The sequence below is a fragment of the Pseudomonas wayambapalatensis genome (assembly GCF_049942315.1).
GTDB classification, from domain to species: domain Bacteria; phylum Pseudomonadota; class Gammaproteobacteria; order Pseudomonadales; family Pseudomonadaceae; genus Aquipseudomonas; species Aquipseudomonas wayambapalatensis.
Genome location: NZ_JBNFMU010000237.1, coordinates 13,119 through 33,471, shown reverse-complemented (window position 1 = coordinate 33,471; position 20,353 = coordinate 13,119). Strand labels below are relative to the sequence as shown.

Annotated in this window: 17 protein-coding genes and 1 riboswitch; of the genes, 10 read left to right on the top strand and 7 right to left on the bottom strand. The window is 64.9% G+C overall.

The annotated features are described in order from the left end of the window. Positions 1-45: 45 nt before the first annotated feature. Positions 46-1,248: an MFS transporter gene (locus ACPZMI_RS24990; protein ID WP_426353253.1), complete on the top strand. Its 1,203-nt coding sequence runs from the start codon at positions 46-48 to the stop codon at positions 1,246-1,248. 17 nt (positions 1,249-1,265) lie between these two features. On the opposite strand, the gene ACPZMI_RS24985 is transcribed toward ACPZMI_RS24990, so the two are convergent. Both ACPZMI_RS24985 and ACPZMI_RS24980 read right to left on the bottom strand, forming a co-directional pair. Further along, positions 1,266-1,889, bottom strand: a complete 624-nt coding sequence (locus tag ACPZMI_RS24985) for a LysE family translocator (protein WP_186709683.1) — start codon at positions 1,887-1,889, stop codon at positions 1,266-1,268. A gap of 118 nt (positions 1,890-2,007) precedes the next feature. Beyond that, a complete protein-coding gene (locus tag ACPZMI_RS24980) occupies positions 2,008-8,355 on the bottom strand; it encodes an amino acid adenylation domain-containing protein (RefSeq protein ID WP_426353252.1) in 6,348 nt (2,115 codons plus the stop codon). Between the two features lie 414 nt (positions 8,356-8,769). On the opposite strand from ACPZMI_RS24980, the gene ACPZMI_RS24975 reads away from it, so the two are divergent. Then, a complete protein-coding gene (locus ACPZMI_RS24975) occupies positions 8,770-9,534 on the top strand; it encodes a helix-turn-helix transcriptional regulator (RefSeq protein ID WP_426353295.1) in 765 nt (254 codons plus the stop codon). A gap of 16 nt (positions 9,535-9,550) precedes the next feature. Further along, positions 9,551-10,948, top strand: a complete 1,398-nt coding sequence (locus tag ACPZMI_RS24970) for an efflux transporter outer membrane subunit (protein ID WP_426353251.1) — start codon at positions 9,551-9,553, stop codon at positions 10,946-10,948. 43 nt (positions 10,949-10,991) lie between these two features. On the opposite strand, the gene ACPZMI_RS24965 is transcribed toward ACPZMI_RS24970, so the two are convergent. From ACPZMI_RS24965 to ACPZMI_RS24950, 4 genes are all read right to left on the bottom strand, one after another. Continuing rightward, on the bottom strand, positions 10,992-11,972 hold the full coding sequence (locus tag ACPZMI_RS24965) for an LLM class flavin-dependent oxidoreductase (RefSeq protein ID WP_186719219.1): 981 nt from the start codon (positions 11,970-11,972) through the stop codon (positions 10,992-10,994). 104 nt (positions 11,973-12,076) lie between these two features. Further along, complete coding sequence (locus tag ACPZMI_RS24960) at positions 12,077-12,988, bottom strand: LysR family transcriptional regulator (protein ID WP_186665023.1); 912 nt, start codon at positions 12,986-12,988, stop codon at positions 12,077-12,079. A 28-nt stretch (positions 12,989-13,016) separates the two neighbouring features. Next, the gene (locus ACPZMI_RS24955; protein WP_426353294.1) at positions 13,017-13,709 is read right to left on the bottom strand and encodes a TraX family protein; all 693 of its coding nucleotides are present in this window, start codon (positions 13,707-13,709) and stop codon (positions 13,017-13,019) included. Between the two features lie 23 nt (positions 13,710-13,732). After that, on the bottom strand, positions 13,733-14,818 hold the full coding sequence (locus ACPZMI_RS24950; protein ID WP_426353250.1) for a metal-dependent hydrolase: 1,086 nt from the start codon (positions 14,816-14,818) through the stop codon (positions 13,733-13,735). 190 nt (positions 14,819-15,008) lie between these two features. Between ACPZMI_RS24950 and ACPZMI_RS24945 the strand changes: the two genes are divergently transcribed. After that, positions 15,009-15,893, top strand: coding sequence for an alpha/beta hydrolase (locus tag ACPZMI_RS24945; RefSeq protein ID WP_186665029.1), 885 nt, complete (start codon positions 15,009-15,011; stop codon positions 15,891-15,893). 15 nt (positions 15,894-15,908) lie between these two features. Here the strand turns inward: ACPZMI_RS24945 and ACPZMI_RS24940 are convergent, their stop codons facing one another. Next, positions 15,909-16,640, bottom strand: coding sequence for a hypothetical protein (locus ACPZMI_RS24940; protein ID WP_288376723.1), 732 nt, complete (start codon positions 16,638-16,640; stop codon positions 15,909-15,911). A gap of 169 nt (positions 16,641-16,809) precedes the next feature. Next, a riboswitch (cobalamin riboswitch) is annotated at positions 16,810-17,031 on the top strand. A 99-nt stretch (positions 17,032-17,130) separates the two neighbouring features. Here ACPZMI_RS24940 and ACPZMI_RS24935 point away from each other — a divergent pair. From ACPZMI_RS24935 to ACPZMI_RS24910, 6 genes are all read left to right on the top strand, one after another. Then, positions 17,131-17,316 carry a CbtB domain-containing protein gene (locus ACPZMI_RS24935; protein WP_063545029.1) on the top strand — a complete coding sequence of 62 codons (186 nt, stop codon included), beginning with the start codon at positions 17,131-17,133 and terminating at the stop codon, positions 17,314-17,316. Positions 17,317-17,326: 10 nt separating this feature from the next. After that, positions 17,327-18,016: a CbtA family protein gene (locus ACPZMI_RS24930; protein ID WP_426353249.1), complete on the top strand. Its 690-nt coding sequence runs from the start codon at positions 17,327-17,329 to the stop codon at positions 18,014-18,016. Further along, positions 18,016-18,408, top strand: coding sequence for a cobalamin biosynthesis protein (locus tag ACPZMI_RS24925; RefSeq protein ID WP_288376726.1), 393 nt, complete (start codon positions 18,016-18,018; stop codon positions 18,406-18,408). Before ACPZMI_RS24930 ends, ACPZMI_RS24925 begins: the two co-directional genes overlap by 1 nt. Positions 18,409-18,440: 32 nt before the next feature. Beyond that, positions 18,441-19,193 carry a precorrin-4 C(11)-methyltransferase gene (cobM, locus tag ACPZMI_RS24920; protein WP_186665036.1) on the top strand — a complete coding sequence of 251 codons (753 nt, stop codon included), beginning with the start codon at positions 18,441-18,443 and terminating at the stop codon, positions 19,191-19,193. Between the two features lie 63 nt (positions 19,194-19,256). Next, entirely contained in the window at positions 19,257-19,508 is a 252-nt protein-coding gene (locus ACPZMI_RS24915) for a DUF1272 domain-containing protein (protein ID WP_186719214.1), read from the top strand. Positions 19,509-19,727: 219 nt separating this feature from the next. Beyond that, the gene (locus ACPZMI_RS24910) at positions 19,728-20,342 is read left to right on the top strand and encodes a response regulator transcription factor (protein ID WP_186665040.1); all 615 of its coding nucleotides are present in this window, start codon (positions 19,728-19,730) and stop codon (positions 20,340-20,342) included. The last annotated feature ends 11 nt before the right edge of the window (positions 20,343-20,353 follow it).

Sequence of the window (20,353 nt, the reverse complement as noted above, 5' to 3'; positions counted from 1 at the left end):
ATTTATTCGTACGCCCGTACGAAACCTTTCCAACGAGTCTGTACCATGCCCGCCAACTACCGCCTGGCCCGCTACGCCTTGTATCTGCTGTTTCTGCTCCCTGGCCTGACCCTCGCCAGCTGGGTCACCCGCACCCCTGCCCTGCGCGACGGCCTGTCGGCCTCCACCGAACAGATGGGGATGATCCTGTTCGGATTTTCAGCCGGAGCGATGTGCGGGATTCTCAGTGCCGGACGCCTGATCGCCCGCTTTGGTGCACACCGGATGATGCGCACCGGCTTGCTCGGGCTGTCCGCAGGCATGCTGGTGCTGGCCGGCAGCAGCGAGTTGAACAGTGCCTGGTGCGCCTTTGCCGGGCTGTTCATCTACGGCATCGGCATGGGTTGGGCGGACATCGCAGTGAACATCGAAGGTGCAGCCGTGGAGCGGGAAATCGATGCACCGATCATGACTACCCTGCACGGTTTCTTCAGCCTCGGCACCCTGGTGGGCGCGCTGGCCGGCATGGGCATGACCGCGCTGCAGGTGCCCCTGGACCTGCATCTGATCGTCGCCGCACTGCTTTCGGCCGTGGTGACCCTGGCCCTTGCCCCTCACGCCCCTCGGGCCAGTGAAGGAGCAGCGAATCAACCGACAACGCAGACAGCCGAGTTTGCCTGGGGCGCCCTGCTCAGCGACCGACGCCTGTTGCTGATCGGCTTCGTGGTACTGGCCATGGCGCTGGCCGAGGGTGCGGCCAATGACTGGCTGCCGCTGCTGATGATCGACGGCCACGGATTCGCAGAAACCACCGGCACGCTGATCTACCTGGTATTCACCCTGGGCATGACCCTGGGTCGATTCGCTGGTGCGCCGGTGGTGCGCCGCTTTGGCCGGACGCTCACCTTGCGCGCCAGCGCACTGCTTGGCGCAGCCAGCCTGGCATTGGTGGTGTTCTGCGACGTGCAGTGGATCGCCGCAGCCGCCGTGATGCTCTGGGGCATTGGCGCATCGCTGGGTTTTCCCCTGGCGATCTCGGCAGCCGGGGAAAGTGGTGCTCACAGCGATCAACGGGTCAGGCTGGCGGCAACGGCAGGTTACCTGGCGTTTCTGGTCGGCCCGCCCCTGCTGGGCTTTATCGGCGAACATCATGGCTTGCGCCTGGCGATGCTGCCGGTCCTGACACTGGTGGCCCTGGCGTTCGTCGTGGCGTCGGCGCTGCGCGAGCAACCCGCTTTGCCTGTCGATACCTGCGAAAAGACCGGTTGAGGGGCTATCTTGAGGGGCTATCGCCGCGCCGCCAGCAAGCCAAGCCCTGCGCATCCCAGCAACGATGCGCTGATCCGGTTGAACAGCCGCCGTGGCCGCGGCTGGTTGAACCAGCGCTGCAGGTAGGCACCCAGCGCCGCATAGATCGCGATCGCCGCCCATTCCAGCAACAGGAACCACAACCCCAGCCACAGGAACTGCTCGCTCACCGGGGTGGTACTGCCGACCGACACGAACTGCGGCAGGAAGGCGGTGAATATGAGGATCGCTTTCGGGTTGCCCGCCGCCACCCAGAACTCCTGGCGTGCCAGGCTCCAGGTGCCGCGCGACTGCCCGCCGGCATGGGCCACCTCTGCCACGGGCGCCCGCCACAATTGCCAGGCGATATAGAACAGGTAGCCCGCGCCCATGAGCTTGATGCTCAGGAACAGGTATTCGCTGGTATGCAGCACCACCGCCAGCCCCATCGCCGCCAAGGTGATCATGCCGCTGAAGGCGAGGATACGCCCGCCCCCCGCCAGGCAGGCAGTGCGCAAGCCGTGGCGGCTGGCGTTGTGCAGCGACAGTAGGTTGTTAGGCCCCGGCGCCATGTTCAGGGCGAAACAGGCGGGGATGAACAGCAGCAGGCTCGACAGGTCCATTTTTTTCTCCATGCGGACCCGGGTAGCCTTACCCCCTGGCGCCATGGGGTCAAGCACAGTGGAGCAGTCATTCGCCGGCACAGTGGGTGCGGGGCTGCCACGCAGCCCCTTGCCCGCCTCAGATCCTGCGTCGTGCCTTCAGCCCCGGGATGGTGGTGGCCGCGATCTCGACCTGCGGCTTGTCCCACCCGGTACTGGCCGCCAGGCCCGCCAACGTGGGCTGGCGGAACAAGGTACGTGCGTCGGCCTGCAACCCCGCCTGGCGCATGCGCGCCACCAGATTCACCGCCAGCAGTGAATGCCCGCCCAGTTCGAAGAAGTTGTCGTCCCGCCCAACCTGCTCGACCTTCAGCACCTCGCTCCAGATCTGCGCCAGGGTCTGCTCCAGTGCGTTGCGTGGCGCCGTGTAGACGCGGCTGATCACCGATTCCGCTCCAGGCTCAGGCAGCACCTTGCGGTCGATCTTGCCGTTGGGGCTGAGCGGCATGTCGGCCAGGGCGACGAAGGCCGAGGGCACCATGTACTCCGGCAGCCGCGCCAGCAGGTGGCTGCGCAACGTATCCAGTGCCGGGGCGGGTTGCCCCTCCCGGCAGGTGAAGTAGGCGACCAGACGCTCGTCGCGCACCAATACCACGCTCTGGCCCACAGCGGGATGCCCGGCCAGCAGGGCCTCGATCTCACCCAGCTCGACGCGCAGACCACGCAGTTTGACCTGGAAGTCGTTGCGCCCGAGGAACTCCAGCTCGCCATCCTCGCGGTAGCGCACCAGATCCCCGGTGCGGTACAGCCGATCGCCCTCGACGAACGGGCTGTCGATGAAGCGCTCGGCCTGCAGCACCGGCAACCCCAGGTAGCCGCGTGCCACACCGACGCCGCCGATGTGCAACTCACCTGCCACGCCGAGTGGCACCGGTCGATCATGGGCATCCAGCACGTAGAGCCGGGTGTTGGCGATCGCCCGGCCGATCGGCGGTGGCGTGCTCGGCAGCGGTTGATCCGGTTCGAGCGTCCAGGCCGTGCTGTCGACCGTAGCCTCGGTGGGCCCATAAACGTTGTGCAAGCGCACCTGCGGCAGGCGCTGGCGCAAGCTGGCAGCCAGCGTCAAGGTCAACTCACCCCCGCCACAGAAGATGTCGGTCAGGCTCGTACAGCGTTCGACGCCCGGCTGCTCGAGAAACTGGTGCAACAATGCCGGGACGAACTTGATCGTGGTGACCTGGCGAGCCTGGACCAGCTGGACCAGGTAAGCCGGATCGCGATGACCGTCAGGGCGGGCCAGCACCAGGCGCAAGCCTGCGCACAACGGCCAGAACAACTCCCAGACCGAACCGTCGAAGCTGAACGGCGCACGCTGCAACAGCGCATCGCCCGGACGCGGCGGGCAGATGGTCGAGCCCCAGTGCATGAGGTTGCCCAGCCCGCGGTGCTCGATCATCACGCCCTTGGGCATGCCGGTCGAGCCGGAGGTGTACATCACGTAGGCAAGGTTCGAAGGCGTCAGTGTCGGCACCTGAGGGGCCTGGGCAGGCTGCGCTTGCCAGACACCCTGATCGAGATCCACCAGCGGCACCGCCAACGGATCGAACAGGCCACGTGTGGCCCCGTGGACCAGCACTGCCAGCGGTGTACTGTCCTCGACCATGTAGCGCAGGCGTTCATCCGGGTAACCAGGATCCAGCGGCACGTAGGCACCGCCGGCCTTGAGCACGCCCAGCAGCCCGACCAGCAGCGACAGGCCGCGCTCGATGCAGACGCCGACTCGCGTGTCAGGCTGTACGCCCAGGGCCACCAGGTGATGGGCCAGGCGGTTGGCCTGCTCGTCGAGTTCACGGTAGCTCAGCGTCGCCTCGTCGGTCTGCAGCGCCACGGCATCGGGCGTGCGCAGCACCTGGGCCTGGAACAGCGCCGGCAGGGTCTTGTGCATCAATTCATGGGGCTCCTCGGTGGCATTGAAGTCGTGCAGCAGCCGGTGCAGCTCGTTCTCCGGCACACTGCACAACTGCTCGATCGGTGCCGAACCACCCTGCTCCAGCGCCTCGGCCAGCCCCTCGAGGGTACGTTCGAGATAGGCCAGCACACGCGCTGCACCCAATGCTCGCGGCGCACGAACGCTCAGGTGCAAGGCCTCACCCTGATCATCCACCGACAGCACTAGCGCATGGCTGTGTACTTCGCTGGCCTCCAACAAGCGAGCCCCTGGCAACGTCGATTGTTCGGCCGCCAGCCCATGGCGGAAATTGATCAGGCTATTGAACAGCGGCACACCCGCTGGCAGCCCACTGCAACGCTGGGCCAGCAGCAAGGGTGCGTCTTCATGGCCCAACAACCCGGCAAGGCCGGCATGGGTGTCGGCCAGCGCCTGCGCCACGCTGCGCCCCGCCAGGCTCACCCGCAGGGGCAAGCTGTTGATGAACATGCCCAACGCTCGGTCGGCCCCCTCACCCGCCATCATCCGCCCCAGCAACACGCTGCCGAACACCACGTCGTCACGACCGCCCAGTGCCCCCAGCACCTGCGCCCAAGCCAGGTGGAACAGGCTGGCCAGCCCGACATCCTGCTGCCTGGCCAGGCGGCGCAAGGCCTCGGTCAGCACCAGCGGAACCTCATGCGCGAGGCTCTCCAGCGCGTCCGCCTGCACCTGGTCCTCTACTATCCCCGGCAACGTCGGCGGTGCCTCGACACCTGCCAGCAATGCCCGCAGGAACACCTCGTGCCCTTGCTGCCGCACCTCGGCGCCGCTGAGCGCGACGTAGTTGCGATAAGGCACAGGCGCCGGCAGCGCATGCCCCTGATCGCTCATCAAGGCCCGAAGCTCGCCGAGCAACACCTGCACCGACACCGCATCGTTGACCAGATGGTGGAAGCGCAACAACCCCAGCCAACGACCGTGCTCACGGTCTTCAGCCCCCGCCAGCGCCATCATCGGCGCATGACGCAGGTCCAGCGGGCGCTGGGCCGCTGAGTAATGTGCAGACAACTCCTGCGCCGTGTCGCCCGGCCCGATCCGCAACACCTCGACGGGCAGTTGCGCCTGACGCCAGACCACTTGCTGCGGTTGCTCGAGCCCTTCCCAAGCCAGGCTGGTGCGCAGGATGTCGTGACGCTCGACCACCTGCTGCAACGCTTGAGCGAATGCCTCGAACGCCGTGCGGTCGGTAAAGGCGAACAGCGCCTGTTGCTGATAAGGGTCATGGCTGTCGCGCAGGTGGTGATAAAGCAGCCCCTGCTGCAACGGCGCCAAGGGGTAGATTTCCTGCACATTGCCTGCGCCACCCGGTATGCCCGCGACAATGGCGTCGATCTCGCCCTGGGTCAGCGAAGCCAGGCTGAGCAGCGCCGGTGTGATATGGGTGCAGTCAGCGGGTACGCGGTTATCCTCCACCTGCGCGAGCAGACGCTGGCTGGCGGCGGCCAGGCTTGCCAGGGTCGGCTGGCCGAACAGCACCTGCACGTCAGCCTGCAGGCCCTGCTGGCGCATGCGTTCGACCAGTTGCACCGCCAGCAACGAATGGCCCCCTAACTCGAAGAAGTGGTCGTGACGGCCAATGCGCTGCACACCCAGCAGTTCGCTCCAGAGCGCAGCCAGGCGGACCTCCACGTCGCCGCGAGGCGCTTCATGGGCGCGACGTACCGATGCGGTTTCATCCAGCGCCGGCAAGGCGCGACGGTCGAGCTTGCCGTTGGCGGTCAACGGCCAGTGCTCGATGCGTTGGTAGCCGGCTGGCAGCAAGGCCACCGGCAGAAGCCCGCGCAGGTGCTCATGCAGGTCGCCGGGGGTAACCGCATCGCCAATGAACCAGGCTTGCAGTTGCCCATCGCGCAGCAGCACCACCGCTTCACGCACCTGCGGGTGGCGGGTCAGCGCAGCCTCGATTTCACCGAGTTCAACGCGTACACCGCGAATCTTCACCTGATCGTCATTGCGCCCCAGGTACTCCAGGGTGCCGTCGGCAAGCCAGCGCACGCGGTCGCCGGTGCGGTACATCCGGGCACCGACCTCATCACTGAACGGGTCGTCGAGGAAACGCTCGGCGGTCATCTGCGGGCGATTCAGGTAGCCGCGGGCGACCCCCAGGCCTGCTACATAGAGTTCGCCCGGGATACCGACCGGCAATGGCTTGAGCTGCGCATCGAGCACATACAGCCGGGTATTGGCCACAGGCGTGCCGATATGCAGCGCACCACCCGCCGTCACCCGCCCGGAGCTGGCGACCACCGTGGCTTCGGTAGGGCCGTAGTTGTTGATGACCGCATAGGCCCGCTCACGCGACAGGCTGCGCAGCCGATCACCCCCCACCAGCAGGGTACGCAGGGTCGGGTGATCGTGCTGGGTGAACGCGTGTTCGGCCACCGGTGTTGGCAGGAAACTGACCTGCAGTGGCTGGGCACGCCACCAGCGCAGCAGGTTGTCGATATCTTCGCCACCGTCGCTGCTGGGCGCCAGGTGCAGCGTCGCCCCCGCACACAAGGCTGGCCAGACCTCCCAGGCCATGGCATCGAAACCAAAGCCGGCCAGGCTCGACGTGTGCCCGCCGACGCCCAGGTCAAAGGCCTCGCAATGCCAGTCGACCAGATTGGCCAGCATGCGGTGTTCGACCATCACACCCTTGGGTTGGCCGGTGGAGCCTGAGGTGTAGATCACATAGACCAGGCTCTCGGGCCCAAGCCCCGCCACGCGAGGGTTGTCCACAATGGTCGTGGCTGCCGGGCAGGCGTCGAGTTCGATCAGCGGCAGCTCATGGCGCGGCAGACGCGCCAGCAGGTCCTGTTGTGTCAGCAGTACCACGGGCGCGCTGTCTTCAAGCAGATATGCGATGCGCTCGCGCGGATGCGCCGGGTCGATCGGTACGTAGGCTGCCCCCGCCTTGAGTATCGCCAGCAGGCCCACAAGGGTATCCAGGCCACGGCGGGCAACCACTGCCACGCGCTGCTCGGGCCTCACACCTCGTTCGATCAGACGCAGGGCCAGAGCATTTGCCCGCTGATTCAGCTCGCCGTAGCTCAGGCTGCGCCCTTCGTGCACAGTGGCAATGGCGTCGGGCATCAGCGCCGCGTGGGCCTCGATCCGGCGGTGCACGACCGGCTCGCCAACGGCACGCCCCGTCGCATTCCACGCCTGCATCTGGCGATGCTCGGCAGGTGTCGGCAGGTCGAAATCGGCAACCGCCAACGCCGGTGTCGCCAAGCCTTGCTCGAGCACATGCAGCAGCCGCTGCGCCAATGCCTCGGCCTCGTCGCTTGCCAGCCAGGCGCGGTGATGCACCAGATGCAACCAGGCCTTGTCGTTATGGCGATTGCTGCGCAGGTGGATGGCCAAGGGCGTGGATTCGTGGCTGTTGGAGACCTTCACCGTGTGGGCGCTGGCCGCGCCGTAGCGGTAGTCGTGATCGTCCTGCTCGTAGGAGACCGACACCTCGAACAATTGCCCGCGTTCCTCGCGCAACAGGCCAAGCGCTCGGTTCAGCTCACTCACGGCCAGTCGCTGATGGCGAAAATCCCGGCGCAGGGTATCGCGTATCGCAACCACCAGTTCGGCGAAGCTCAGTGTCGGGGCAAACGCCAGGGGCACCGCACTGACCTGCACGAAGGTCCCCAGTGTGGCCTTGAAACGTGCACCGCCACGATTGAGCAGCGGCAGCCCCACCACCCAGTCCTCGCGTTGTGCGCTACGGGAGAACAGCACATGCAGTGCAGCCAGCAGGACATGGAACGCCGAGGCCTGGTGAGCCTCGGCCAGGCGCTTCATGCGCCCATGCAACGCATCGGGAAACGCCTGAACCCAGGTGCGCGAAGGTGCTTCATCGGTGGCTCGACGGTAATGGTGACGCGCTGCCAGCAGCGGCTCCGGCACACTGGCGAAGCGTTTGAGCCAATATGCGCGATCGCGGGCCTGGCGCATCGAGCCCTGGTACTGGCGGTCTTCGTCGATGAAGTCGGCATAACCGACCTGGGCCCGTGGCGCCTCGCCACCCTCGAGCAACGCCGTGTAATGCTCGCCCAGTGCCTTGAGCATCTGCCCGAAACCCCAGCCGTCGAGGATCAGGTGGTGGGCCTGGGTTGCCAGCCAATGACGTTCGGGGCCCAGGCGAATCAGGGCGAAACGCAGCAGTGCCGTGCCGTCGAAGCGATACCCCTGGCCCATTTGCGCCTGGATCAATGCCGTGGCCGCGGCTGCCGGGTCGGCTTCAGTCGACAGGTCCAGCACAGGCAACGCCAACGTGGCATGCTCGGCGAAGCGCTGCATCGGCAGGCCGTCGGCACCTGCACCTGGCAGCAGCTCGGTGCGCAACACCGGGTTGGCCGCCACCAGTTGCTGCAACGCGTGATGCAGGGTGTCCGGCCGCAGCTCGCCCGTGAGTTCGACATAGCCGCCGATGGTATAGAGCGGAGAATCGCCTTTGCTCAACTGGTCGAGCCAGATGTCCCGTTGAGCGCTGGTCAGGGGGTAGGTATCGGCGGCAGGCATGGGCTGGGAGGGTCCTTCTCCGTTGATCGTCCGCGGATTCAAGCACCGCTTCCGTAACCTGTATGGCCCCGGAAACCCGGACAGTCGTCCGCGCATCCAAGGTCGCTGATTTTTCTGTAGGAAATCAGCCACATATCAGCCCCTTCTATAGCCTACCCGCCGCGCCAGCCGTGGCAAACGTGGTGGCAACAGCGGCTTTCTGACGTCAATTTGCCGACTAATGCAGAAAGATCTGCATTCAACCTGTCTGATTCATCCCCCCATTTTGTCCGAATCGATGCCATTTTCTGTCCCCGGTTTCCACTACAGACGCAGGCGCCGGGCCCGGGCTTGAATAGCGCACCCTCGACCGGCCAAGGCGTGAGCCCAGTCGCCACCCGCCTGCGCAGTACCCGACTCAAGGATGAACAGGACATGAAGCTGACCCGCAGCCTCGAACATCACCACGACGCGCGCCTCTACCTGCAACTGGGAGAACTGATCGCCAGCACCGGCGAGGTTCATTTTGCCGAGCGCATGCTCCAATTGGTCGACAGCCTCGTGCCGATTCACCGGCTCGACCTGAGCGAGTGGACCCTGGATGCCCGACAGACCGGCGTCACCCGGGTCAAGGTGCTGGGCGGCGCAGGGCTGGCCCAGGAGTTTCCTCCGCCTGATCAGCCCAATCACCCGCTGTTGCAGAACATTCTGCAGATGAAGGACCCCCTGCTCATTCAGGTCAGGGCGCCGCATGTCACCGGCAACCCGCAACCCAGCGCGCACCAGTGCAACCTGGTGTCATGCAATGGCGACCGCCGTTGGGTCATCTGCTTCCATCGCCTGCCCAGCCAGACAGCCTTTTCCCTCGGCGAACTGTCGCTGCTCAAGCGCCTCTCCGACACCCTGTTGCCCTTGCTCGAACACCATGCACAACACCCGGTGCCCGGCCAGGGCGAAGGCGCGGCGATGCCCGATGCGTTGCGCCACGGCTTCGGCGAGCGACTGGCCCAGGAAGCGGTGCAACTGTCGAGTCGCGAGCAGGAAGTCTGCCTGGGGCTGCTCACCGGCGGCACCGTGCCGGAAATGGCCCAACGCCTGAATGTGAAGAACAGCTCAGTGGAAACCTACCTCAAACGCGCCACCGCCAAGCTTGGCGTCAGTGGCCGCCACGGCCTGGCCAGATGGATGGCCGGTGCCTGACCCCAGAGAACCCGCGATGCCCAAATACTCTGCTGCCTTGTTGGCGGTGTTGCTGACCGGCTGCACCCTGGCCCCCGACTATCAACGCCCCGCCCTGCCTGTCGCCCCTGAATTTCCCTTGGGGGAGACCACCCAGAGCGAGATGACGCCCGACCATCAGCACGACGACTGGCACGAGGTGTTCCAGGATCCGTTGCTGCGCCAATTGATCGAAAACGCATTGCTCAACAACCGCGATCTGCGCGTGGCAGCGCTCAACGTCGAAGCCTATCGCGCGCAGTTTCGTATCCAACGCTCGGAGTTGCTGCCCAAGGTCTCCGCCGACGCCAAGGGCCAGCGTCAGTACCTGCCGCGGCGCATGACCGGAACCGGTGACGGCGCCATTACCCAGACCTACGCCGCCACGCTCGGGGTGAGCGCTTATGAGCTTGACCTGTTCGGCCGCCTGCGCAGCCTGAGCGACAAGGCCTTGCTGACCTACCTCGCCAGCGAACAGGCCCGACGCAGTGTGCAACTGGGGTTGGTGACCAGCGTGGCCAGCAGCTACATGACCTGGCGTGCCGACCTGGAACTGCTCGAACTGTCACGCCAGACCCTGATCGCCGACCAGGAAAGCCTGCGCCTGACCCAAGGTCAGCGCCGCGCCGGCACTGCGTCGGCATTGCAGCAGATCCAGGCGCAGACCAGCGTCGACACCGCCCGTGCTGCAGTAGCGCGCTACCAGCGCCAGGTTGCCCAGGATATCAACCAGCTGACCCTGCTGGTCGGCGCGCCCCTCGATGAGCGCACGCCCAGCTTGCCGCTGGCCTCGCCACAGATCGTCGGTTTGCCAGCCGGCCTGCCCTCGGCACTGCTGCAGCGTCGCCCGGACATCCTCGAAGCCGAATACCAGTTGCGCGCCGCCAATGCCGACATCGGTGCTGCACGGGCGGCATTCTTCCCCAGTATCAGCCTGACCGCCAACGCTGGCAGTAGCAGTCGCGAGTTGTCCGGGCTGTTCGACGGCGGCACCGGAACCTGGTTGTTCCAGCCGCAGATCAACCTGCCACTGTTCACCGCCGGCAGCCTGCGGGCCAGCCTGGACTATGCACGCCTGCAAAAGGAAATCGAGGTCGCCCGGTACGAGAAATCGATTCAAGGCGCGTTCCAGGAGGTGTCTGACGGTCTGGCCGCGCGCGCCACGTATGAGCGGCAACTGGTGGCCCAACGCGACCTGGTAGCCTCTACCCAGCGTTACTACGACCTGGCCCGCAACCGCTACCGCATTGGCGTGGACAGCAGCCTGACCTTTCTCGACGCCCAGCGCTCGCTGTTCAGCGCTCAGCAGGGGTTGATCAACGACCGGCTGGCGCAACTGCTGGCAGAGGTGAACCTCTATGCCGCGCTGGGCGGGGGCTGGAAAGACGCACAGTGAAGGCGGGCAATGGCAGGCCGTGCTTTGGCGCCTGCCACCCCGTTCAGTTCAGGTCGGCAAGGGCCTGCGCCGCATACGCGTGAGAGCGCAGGCGCGCCAACGGGTCATGGATCCGGCAATCGATCATCAACTCATCGGCGCCAGTCTGTTCGATCAGTGCGCGCAACCCAGCCCTCACCCGCTGCGGTCCACCGACTACGGTACAGGCCATCACCTGCTCCAGCACCGCTCGTTCATGGCCCGGCAAACCCTGGACATAACCTTCCTGCGGCAAGGGCAGCAGGCCATGACGTCCGACATGCAGATCGAGCATCCATTTGCGGTGCGAGCTGGCGAGGTAATCGGCTTCGGCATCGCTGGCTGCAGCGAACAGATTCATGCCCACCATGACGTAGGGCTTGGCCAGTTGCGCCGAGGGTTGGAAGTTCGCGCGGTAATGGGCGATGGCCTGCAACAGGTAGCGCGGGGCGAAATGAGAGGCGAAGGCATAAGGCAAGCCGAGCCGGGCCGCAAGGTCGGCACCGAACAGGCTGGAGCCCAATATCCACACCGGCACCTCGTGCTTGCCCGGCACCCCGCGCACCGATCGCTGGCCGTTGTCGGCCAGGTAGTCGCGCAGCTCGGCAATATCCTGGCCAAAGTCACGCTCGGGCGCGACGCCGCGCAACGCACGTACGGTCGGCCCGGAACTGCCTGGGGCACGTCCCAGCCCCAGGTCGATGCGCCCCGGATGCAAGGTATCAAGCGTACCGAACTGCTCGGCAACCACCAGCGGGGCATGATTGGGCAGCATGATGCCACCGGCACCCACGCGAATATGCCGCGTGGCATTGGCGATCTCGTTGATTACCAGCGCGGTGGCGGCAGAGCCGATGCCGGGCATGTCATGGTGTTCGGCGATCCAGTATCGAGCGTAACCGTGCTGCTCGACGTGACGTGCCAGTTGGCGGGATTCCTCGATCGCATCGGCCAGGGTCTTGCCCTCGCCGATCATGACCAGGTCCAGGACAGACAACGCAGTCATGGCGTCTCCATAAGTCGTGACGGGTATGACTGCACAGTGTCCCGGGCCACGCCTGAGCGATAAACCGCAAGGCGGGCCCTACACCCGGTCCCTCCATTCCCCAATCAGTGTTCCCACGGCACTCCGTGCTCCCACCGGGCGACCAGCAGGTCGATGAAGCCTCGCACCCGCGGCGACAAGTGGCGCTTGCTGGGGTAGACGATACGAATCGGGTCGGCCGGCGGCCGGAAACCTGCGAGCACTTCGACCAGCGTTCCGGCGCGCAAGTCGTTGCCGGTGATGTAGGTGGGTAGATGGATAAGCCCGAAACCGGCGCGGGCGCCATCGAGCATGGCCTCGGAGCTGTCGATGTTCAAGCGCCCGGGCTCTTCGCACAGGTGCAGCCCTTCATCGGTGTGGAAACGCCAGGGGCTGGCCTTCTCGCCCGCCAGAAAAGCAATCTTGTCGTGCCCATAGAGGTCTGCCGGCACCTGGGGCACACCATGGCGCTGCAGGTACTCGGGCGCAGCGCAGGTGACGAACTGCTGCCACGCCACGGTACGCGTCAGCAGTTGCGAGTCCTCCTTGGGCGCACCGATGCGCACGGCAACGTCCACCCCCTCCTCCACCAGATCGACGAAACGGTCAGTGAAGCGAATATCGGCGCGCAGTTCCGGCCATTGCTTGAGGTAGACATCCAGGATCGGCAGCACGTGACGCTGGCCGAACGACAGCGGCGCCGTCAGGCGCAGGGTGCCTGTCGGTCGTCCGCGGCGCTGGGCCATGGTGGTCTCGACTTCGTCCAGGTCTTCGAGGATCTGCCGCCAGCGTTCGAACGCCACTTGGCCTTCATCGGTCAGGCTCAGTTTGCGCGTGGTGCGGTTGAGCAGGCGTACCGCCATGCGCGATTCGAGGCGTGCGATGCTCTTGCCCACCGCCGAGCGGGTCAGGCCCAGGCTCGCGGCGGCTGCAGTGAAGCTGCCGGCCTTCACGGCACTGACGAAGGCTGCGATGTCGCCGAAGCGGTTGGGTTCCATGGGACTGTTCCTGGATATCCGAGGCTCCCTAGGATGGGGGCAGATCCAGGTATTGCAAGGCCTTGATCGCCATCAAGTGCAAGGGATAGAACCCGTAGGCCCAGCGCCCTACAGGCACGATGGACGCCCCCTGGTATGCCAGCATCCGCAAACCCAATGGCACCGCCATTGCAGCTGTGGCCAGCACCAGCAGGGAAAAAGGCTGCCAGGGATGTGCCCGCAACCAACTGTTGGTCAGGTTGGCGCCCATTGCCAACAGGCAGGGCAGCAGCCATCCCGGCCAACCTCGCGACCACAGCACCAGGCAGGCCGCCGGCAGCAATACCCCCGGCAAGCCGTACATCAGTCGATCACTGAAAACCAGCGCCAGCCCGGCACTACCGAGCCCGACAATGCGCGCAGCAGGCTGCGGGTGCCTCACCCCCCAGGCGACCAGCAGGCCAAGGGTCAGGGTGGGCATGACGTTGAGCGTATGCGAGCCATTGTCCAGCCACCGGTACGGGCCTTCGGCAAGTATCGAGAAGGCCAGCATCCAGCTCAGGTAGCGAGCGTTGGCGGCGGTGTACAGCACGCCTGGCTGGCCGCGCGCGACATGACAGGCGATGACCAGGCAGAACAGTGGAAAGGCCAGTCGCCCGATCACGAACAACCCGTCGGCACTGGGCCACAGGTAGCGCAAATGATCGGCGACCATGCTCAGGATCGCCGTCCACTTGACCAGGTCGAGCCCGCTCGAGCGGCCGTTCAGTGCCCCACCTCGGATTGCGCCGAGGGGTTCAGGTAGCGTGTGGTCCAGGCCGCCAGGGGCAGCGGAGGCTGCTGCTGGAGGATACGACGCCAGATCAGCCCCAGGTCATGGCCGTTGAACATCGCGGCACCGCCACGCCAGTTCGCCGGGGTATCGACCACCCACTGTCCCTGGCTGTCGCGGTGAGCCATGCTGAAACGGAAGGTGTAGTTACCGGGAATGCCCATGCGCAGGTCGGTTACCACCAGTACATCGCCCACCACGTCATAACGCAGCCAGTCATCGGTGAACCAGCGCAGCCGCTCGTGCAGCTCGACGCCCTCGAGCACCTTGGCGGCCTCCAGGTTCAGCGACAGGCGCTGCATCTCGGGCGGTTCGCGGTCGAACACACTGCTCACGCCCTCGTAGTAATGACCATCCGCTGTCTTGGCCAGCACCCGCCAGACCAGGCTGTTGAAGGCCATGGGCACTGCACGCAGGTGATCGACCGCAACGCCCTGGCGGCCCAAGGCCTCCTGGAAACGCTGCTCGACCGCCATGCGCCCGGCCAGCCCAAAGCCCAGATACGCCGTGCTGAACACCAGGGCTGCTGTCATCAGGGGTATCGCCTTGCCGCTCAGCCCTCGCCACGCGGCATAGATCACAGCGACCAGCAGTGGCACGGTGTAGACCGGATCGATGATGAACACCGCCGCCCAGCTTTCGGGAATGAGCGGCAGCGGCCAGAACAATTGCGTGCCATAGACCGTGAACGCGTCCAGCAGAGGGTGGGTGACCAGCACCAGCCAGAACGCCACGAACAACCGGGGCCAACGGTATCCCTTGTCGGGCCAGCGCCTTTGCCCAACCCAGGCCACCAGCCACGCCAGCAGCAGCGCCAGACCGGTAAGGACGAAGATCGAGTGGGAAAAACCACGGTGATAGGTCATCTGCGAAACGGGGTCCGCATACCGGATCACCACATCGAGATCGGGCAAGGTGGCCAGCGCGGCGCCATACAGCAGCGAACGGCGGCCCTGGATGCGACCGAGCACCGTACCTTGCAGGGCGGCACCGAGTACGGCTTGGGTAATCGAGTCCAAGGTGAGTCTTCCATCGGCAGGGTCAGGGAAACCTACCCCTCGGCGCCCGCGGCGGCAAGCGTGCAGAGCCCCTCGATGGCACCGGGGAAACAGCTTGCAAACATGTGTCAGCACCGCTCGGGAAAAATTGCCTGCAGCGAGGCCATGGCTTCTGCTAAAAACGACGATTCCCAGCAGCCTGATGACACCCATGACCGACACCCTGCTCACTCACTTCAAACGCCGCTGGCTCATGTGGCTGGCCATGGCCCTGCTGGTGGTGGGCCTGCCCGCGGGCTGCGCGGTCTTGCAGCACAAGGAGCGCGAACTGGTGTTTCGTATCGAGCCGGGCCAGGCCAGTTGGTTCAGGGGCCTGCCTGCCGACGTACAGGAACTGGACCTGCGCCCGCGCAACTTCACCGACGACCAGAGCCTGCATGCCTGGTGGTGGCCGGCCAAACGCGCCGATGCGCCGGCGATACTCTACCTGCACGGCGTACGCTGGAACCTCACCGGCCAGATGTTCCGCATCGAGCAGTTGCACGCCATGGGCTATTCGGTGTTGGCCGTGGACTACCGCGGTTTTGGCCAGAGCCGAGGCGACCTGCCGTCCGAAGCCACGGTTTACGAGGACGCCCGAATTGCCTGGGAGCGCTTCGCCCAGTTGCAGCCGGTGCCGGGCAAGCGCCTGATCTTCGGCCATTCGCTGGGCGGTGCGGTCGCTGTGGAGCTTGCCTCGGAGCTCGCACGCCAGGCACGCCAGCAAGGTAAGCCTGTACCTGCGCGCGGCCTGATTCTCGAATCCACCTTCACCTCCCTTGGCGACGCGGCGGCATCAGTGGCCGATACCACACTGCCGGTGCGCTGGCTGCTGTCGCAGAAATTCGACTCGCTGGGCAAGATCGCCGATATCGGTTTGCCGCTGCTGCTGGTGCATGGCCTGGATGATCGGTATGTGCCCCCCCGCTTCAGCGAGGCGCTGTTCGAGGCGGCCCAACAGCCCAAGACCTTGCTCCTGGTGCCGGGAGCGAGCCACAACAACAGCATGAGCCTGGCCGGCCAGCGCTATCGACGCGCGATCGAAGCATTGCTGTGAAACCACGGGTAACGATCACTGCACCGGCAGGAAATTCATCAATAACAGGCTCTGCGCGTAATTGAGGCCGATCCGTCGATAACGCTCATCCAGCATCTGCGCCAGCAGATCGAGGCGCGCCACGATCTTGCCGAATTCGACGGCAAAGCTGAGGTTGCTGCCCTCCTCCGAGATTTCGTTGGAAAACAGTAGCAACACACCATTGGCGTCCTGGCGCTGACTGAGCATCCAGGTAGCCTTTTCGATGTTGCGCGCGGCGTTATTGACGAACAGTGGATCAATCGCATCGGTCATGTAGAACTCGGTGCGCCCACCGTGGGCGGTAATCAACATGCTGCCGATGGCATAGATGAACGCCCCGACTCGATCTCCACGAAACTCCGGGCTCAAGGCGTAGCTCAGCGCCGCCAGGTCACGGCGCTCGCCCAGTTGCGGCAATGGCTGGCGCTGCTCGATGGCCTGGCGGATCTGGCGCTCGGCGGTGGCCGCATCCAGATAGCCGGACTGCTTCCACTGATTGGGGTTGCGCAGGTAGAGCTTGTTCATCAGCAGATACAGGCTCTGCAGGTTGTCGCGCATGGACAAGGTCGCCATGCGGTCGACACTGGTCTGGAACAACTCGCTGGGATGACCATTGCCTAACTGGGTGAATACGTCGCGCCCCTGCTGCCCGGTGCACGCGCACAGGGCGATCAAGACACCCACCAGCGACAGGCGGGCACGGCGGCGATAGGCAGGAACAGGCATCTGCACCGGGGTCCAGGGTCAGCGGCCGGGCCGGAAATCGGCACAGCCTGGCCATGCATAGAGCCCCTGAACGCCAAAAAGTGCGACGTGCAAGGCAGGTTGATGATTTCCAGTCGCTACGCCTGCGCGATTCGTAACAAGAATTGACGACCAAAGCATGGCCGTGATCTCCTAATGCATTACGTAGGGTGCCCCTTGCAGGGGTGAAACGGGAAACCGGTGCGTCAATGGCTCTTTATGGGCCTGACAAGTCCGGTGCTGCCCCCGCAACGGTAAGCGAGCGAGCGTCTGATCCACTGTGTCCGCAGTTCGGCATGGGAAGGTGACGCTCTCCCCAGGAGCCATGCTCCTGCTCGTCAGCCCGGAGACCGGCCCGACGTCTTGTGATCACACCCCGCGGTGGGCGGGCGCTGTTGCATGTCCCTGGGCGGTTCTCGCCTGGGGTTGCCGCGCTTCCTGTCGCCCATGAAAAAAAGCAGAGGAATGCGTCATGTCCGTCACCAGCGCCAAACACAGCATCGCCACCCCCGTCAGCCTCAGCCAGCGCCTCGTCGTTGCGGTCGGCGCCAGCCTGCTGGGCCTGTGCCTGGTGTACTTCGCCGGGTTCTCCCATCTCGAGGCGGTTCACAACGCTGCCCACGATACCCGCCACAGCGCTGCCTTCCCTTGCCACTGAGTGCCCGACAATGATCAAGCGTATCGCTCGAACTGCAGGCTTCAGTGGCCTGCTCGCCGCACTTTTGCTGACGCTGGTGCAGAGTTTCTGGGTCGCGCCCTTGATCCTGCAGGCCGAAACCTATGAAAGCGCGGCCCCCACCGAGCAGCATGAGCACACCGCTGAAAGCGCCGCAGGCCATGAGCACGACGCAGAAGCCTGGTCGCCGGAAGACGGCTGGCAGCGTGTGCTGTCGACCACCGGCGGTAATCTGGTGGTGGCAGTCGGTTTCGCGCTGATTCTCGCCGCACTCTACAGCCTGCGCGAACCTGGTCGGGTCAGTACTGGCGCGTTGTGGGGCCTGGGCGGCTTCGCCGTGTTCTGCCTGGCACCGACCCTGGGCCTTCCGCCTGAACTGCCTGGCACCGCCGCTGCCGATCTGGGCCAACGCCAGACCTGGTGGATCGGCACCGCCGCCGCCACTGCGGTGGGCCTGGCGTTGCTGGTCTTCGCGCGCCACTGGCTGCTGAAGGTGCTCGGCGCAGCGCTGCTGGTCGTGCCACACCTGATCGGCGCCCCTCAGCCACTGGTGCATGAAAGCCTGGCACCCGAAGCGCTGGAAGCACAGTTCAAGGTTGCCTCCTGGCTGACCAACGCAGCTTTCTGGGTTGCATTGGGCCTGCTGAGCGCCTGGCTCTACCGTCGCTCCGCGCAGGCCTGATGGCCGCGCTGTTCGTCGGTTTCGGCTGCCGCCGGGGTTGCCCGGCGGCGGTTCTGGAAACCCTGCTGCACCGTACGCTGGCCGACAACGGCCTGCCGCTGGCCGCCTTGCGCGGTATCGCCAGCATCGATCTCAAGGCCCAGGAGCCCGGCCTTCGGCAACTGGCCGAGCAACTCGGCCTGCCCCTGACGCTGTACAGCGCCCAGCAACTGCACCCTTTCCTGCCCCTCCTCAGCCACCGCTCCGAAATGGCCTTCAACGCCACAGGCTGTTGGGGAGTGGCAGAGAGCGCAGCGCTGGCACTGGCTGACGAGGGTCAGCGCTCGCCGATCCTGACAGTCACTCGACAGGTGCTCGGTGACGCTACCCTTGCCCTGGCCAGCAACGGATAATCGCTTTTCATTTCACGTTTCAAGGACTTGCCATGACGGTCTATTTCATCGGTGCCGGCCCCGGCGACCCGGAGCTGATCACGGTCAAGGGCCAACGCCTGATCCGCCAATGCCCGGTGATCATCTACGCCGGCTCACTGGTACCGCCCGCGGTACTTGAAGGCCACACGGCCAGTACCGTGATCAACAGCGCCGAACTGCACCTCGAGCAGATCATCGCCGCCATCCGCGACGCCCATGAAAAGGGGCTGGATGTCGCCCGGGTACACAGCGGCGACCCCAGCCTGTATGGCGCCATCGGCGAGCAGATTCGCCACCTGCGCGAACAGGGCATCGACTACCAGATCATTCCTGGCGTTACCGCCACGGCCGCCAGCGCCGCCCTGCTCGGCTGCGAACTGACGCTGCCGGACATCTCGCAGACCGTCATCCTGACCCGCTACGGCGACCGCTCACCGATGCCGGCAGGCGAGCAGCTGGCGGACCTGGCGCGCCACCGCAGTACCTTGGCCATCCACCTGGGGGTACGCCATCTACCGCGCATCGTCGACGAGCTGCTGCCGCACTACGGGGCAGATTGCCCGGTGGCAGTGATCCACCGCGCAACCTGGCCCGACCAGGACTGGGTCAGGGGCCGCCTCGCCGATATCGTCGACGCTGTTGCCGACAAAGGCTTCCGACGCACTGCGCTGATTCTCGTCGGCCACGTGCTAGGCGATGCGCCATTTGCCGACTCGGCCTTGTACCGCGCCGGCCACGCCCACCTGTATCGCCCCGGCGACTGAGGATTGCCAGCCAGCGTCCAGCGGCCGACACTGGCGCATCACTGTCCGTACCGGAGTTGCGCCATGCTCGAGCTACGCCCCAATTGCGAATGTTGCGATACCGATTTGCCCCCCGATACCCTTGACGCGTTGATCTGCTCGTTCGAATGCACCTTCTGTCGCCACTGCGCCGAGCACCATCTGCAGGGACAGTGCCCGAATTGCGCAGGACAATTGCGGCAACGCCCGACGCGGGTCGGCACTGCGCTGATCAACAATCCCGCCTCCACGCAACGCGTGAACAAACCTCACCCAGCTTGTCTGCGCTCTACCTGAGCATCCTCACCCCATACCGGCCCGCGAGCGGCGTCGCCGCCCCACGTGCCGCTTTTTTGTAAGACTTTTCACCAACCAGTGGCGGCTTTTTCAACGCGCCTATACTCGCCATTATCAAAGCTTTCTGATGGACGTATCGTGCCTGCAGCCAGATTGGCCCTACAGACCCATTCCTGGATAACGTCAGGAACGAACATTACTTCGTACAGGAGTTTTCCCATGACCACCGTACTGATGGTCGATGATCACCCCACAGTTCGCCTTGCCGTGCGCATCCTGCTCGAACGCGAACGCTTTGATGTCGTTGGCGAGTCGGGTAATGGCATCGAAGCCGTACAGATGGCACGCCAGCTTGCCCCAAAAGTGGTGATTCTCGATATTGGGCTACCAGGCCTGGATGGCATGGAGGTGATCAAGCGTTTGCAATTGCTCGATCCTGCGCCAAAAATCATGGTACTCACTGGGCAGTCCTCCGACCTCTATGTTCGTCGCTGCCTGGATGCCGGGATCGCGGCTTTCGTCAACAAGGACGAAGACCTCGATGCCCTGTTGTTTGCGCTCAAGGCACTGGTCAAAGGTTATTCGACGTTTCCGCAGATGTCGGTGAACAGCAACACCCTGGCATCGGAAACGGTACGGCTCAACAGCCTGTCGAACCGGGAAATGGAAGTCTTGCGCAGGCTCGCGCGGGGAGAAAACAACAAGTACATAGGGACAGCCATGAACCTCAGCGCCAAGACCATCAGTACTTACCGCGGCCGAATCGGCGAAAAACTCAAGACCGAGTCGCTGGTCGAAATGGTCGACCTGGCCAAACGCAACCACGTGAATTGAGCCTCGCGCTC

Coding starts and splice junctions, on each gene's coding strand:
- ACPZMI_RS24990 (WP_426353253.1), top strand. CDS start 46: ATGCCCGCCAACTACCGCCTGGCCCGCTACGCCTTGTATCTGCTGTTT.
- ACPZMI_RS24985 (WP_186709683.1), bottom strand. CDS start 1,889: ATGGACCTGTCGAGCCTGCTGCTGTTCATCCCCGCCTGTTTCGCCCTG.
- ACPZMI_RS24980 (WP_426353252.1), bottom strand. CDS start 8,355: ATGCCTGCCGCCGATACCTACCCCCTGACCAGCGCTCAACGGGACATC.
- ACPZMI_RS24975 (WP_426353295.1), top strand. CDS start 8,770: ATGAAGCTGACCCGCAGCCTCGAACATCACCACGACGCGCGCCTCTAC.
- ACPZMI_RS24970 (WP_426353251.1), top strand. CDS start 9,551: ATGCCCAAATACTCTGCTGCCTTGTTGGCGGTGTTGCTGACCGGCTGC.
- ACPZMI_RS24965 (WP_186719219.1), bottom strand. CDS start 11,972: ATGACTGCGTTGTCTGTCCTGGACCTGGTCATGATCGGCGAGGGCAAG.
- ACPZMI_RS24960 (WP_186665023.1), bottom strand. CDS start 12,988: ATGGAACCCAACCGCTTCGGCGACATCGCAGCCTTCGTCAGTGCCGTG.
- ACPZMI_RS24945 (WP_186665029.1), top strand. CDS start 15,009: ATGACCGACACCCTGCTCACTCACTTCAAACGCCGCTGGCTCATGTGG.
- ACPZMI_RS24940 (WP_288376723.1), bottom strand. CDS start 16,640: ATGCCTGTTCCTGCCTATCGCCGCCGTGCCCGCCTGTCGCTGGTGGGT.
- ACPZMI_RS24935 (WP_063545029.1), top strand. CDS start 17,131: ATGTCCGTCACCAGCGCCAAACACAGCATCGCCACCCCCGTCAGCCTC.
- ACPZMI_RS24930 (WP_426353249.1), top strand. CDS start 17,327: ATGATCAAGCGTATCGCTCGAACTGCAGGCTTCAGTGGCCTGCTCGCC.
- ACPZMI_RS24925 (WP_288376726.1), top strand. CDS start 18,016: ATGGCCGCGCTGTTCGTCGGTTTCGGCTGCCGCCGGGGTTGCCCGGCG.
- cobM (WP_186665036.1), top strand. CDS start 18,441: ATGACGGTCTATTTCATCGGTGCCGGCCCCGGCGACCCGGAGCTGATC.
- ACPZMI_RS24915 (WP_186719214.1), top strand. CDS start 19,257: ATGCTCGAGCTACGCCCCAATTGCGAATGTTGCGATACCGATTTGCCC.
- ACPZMI_RS24910 (WP_186665040.1), top strand. CDS start 19,728: ATGACCACCGTACTGATGGTCGATGATCACCCCACAGTTCGCCTTGCC.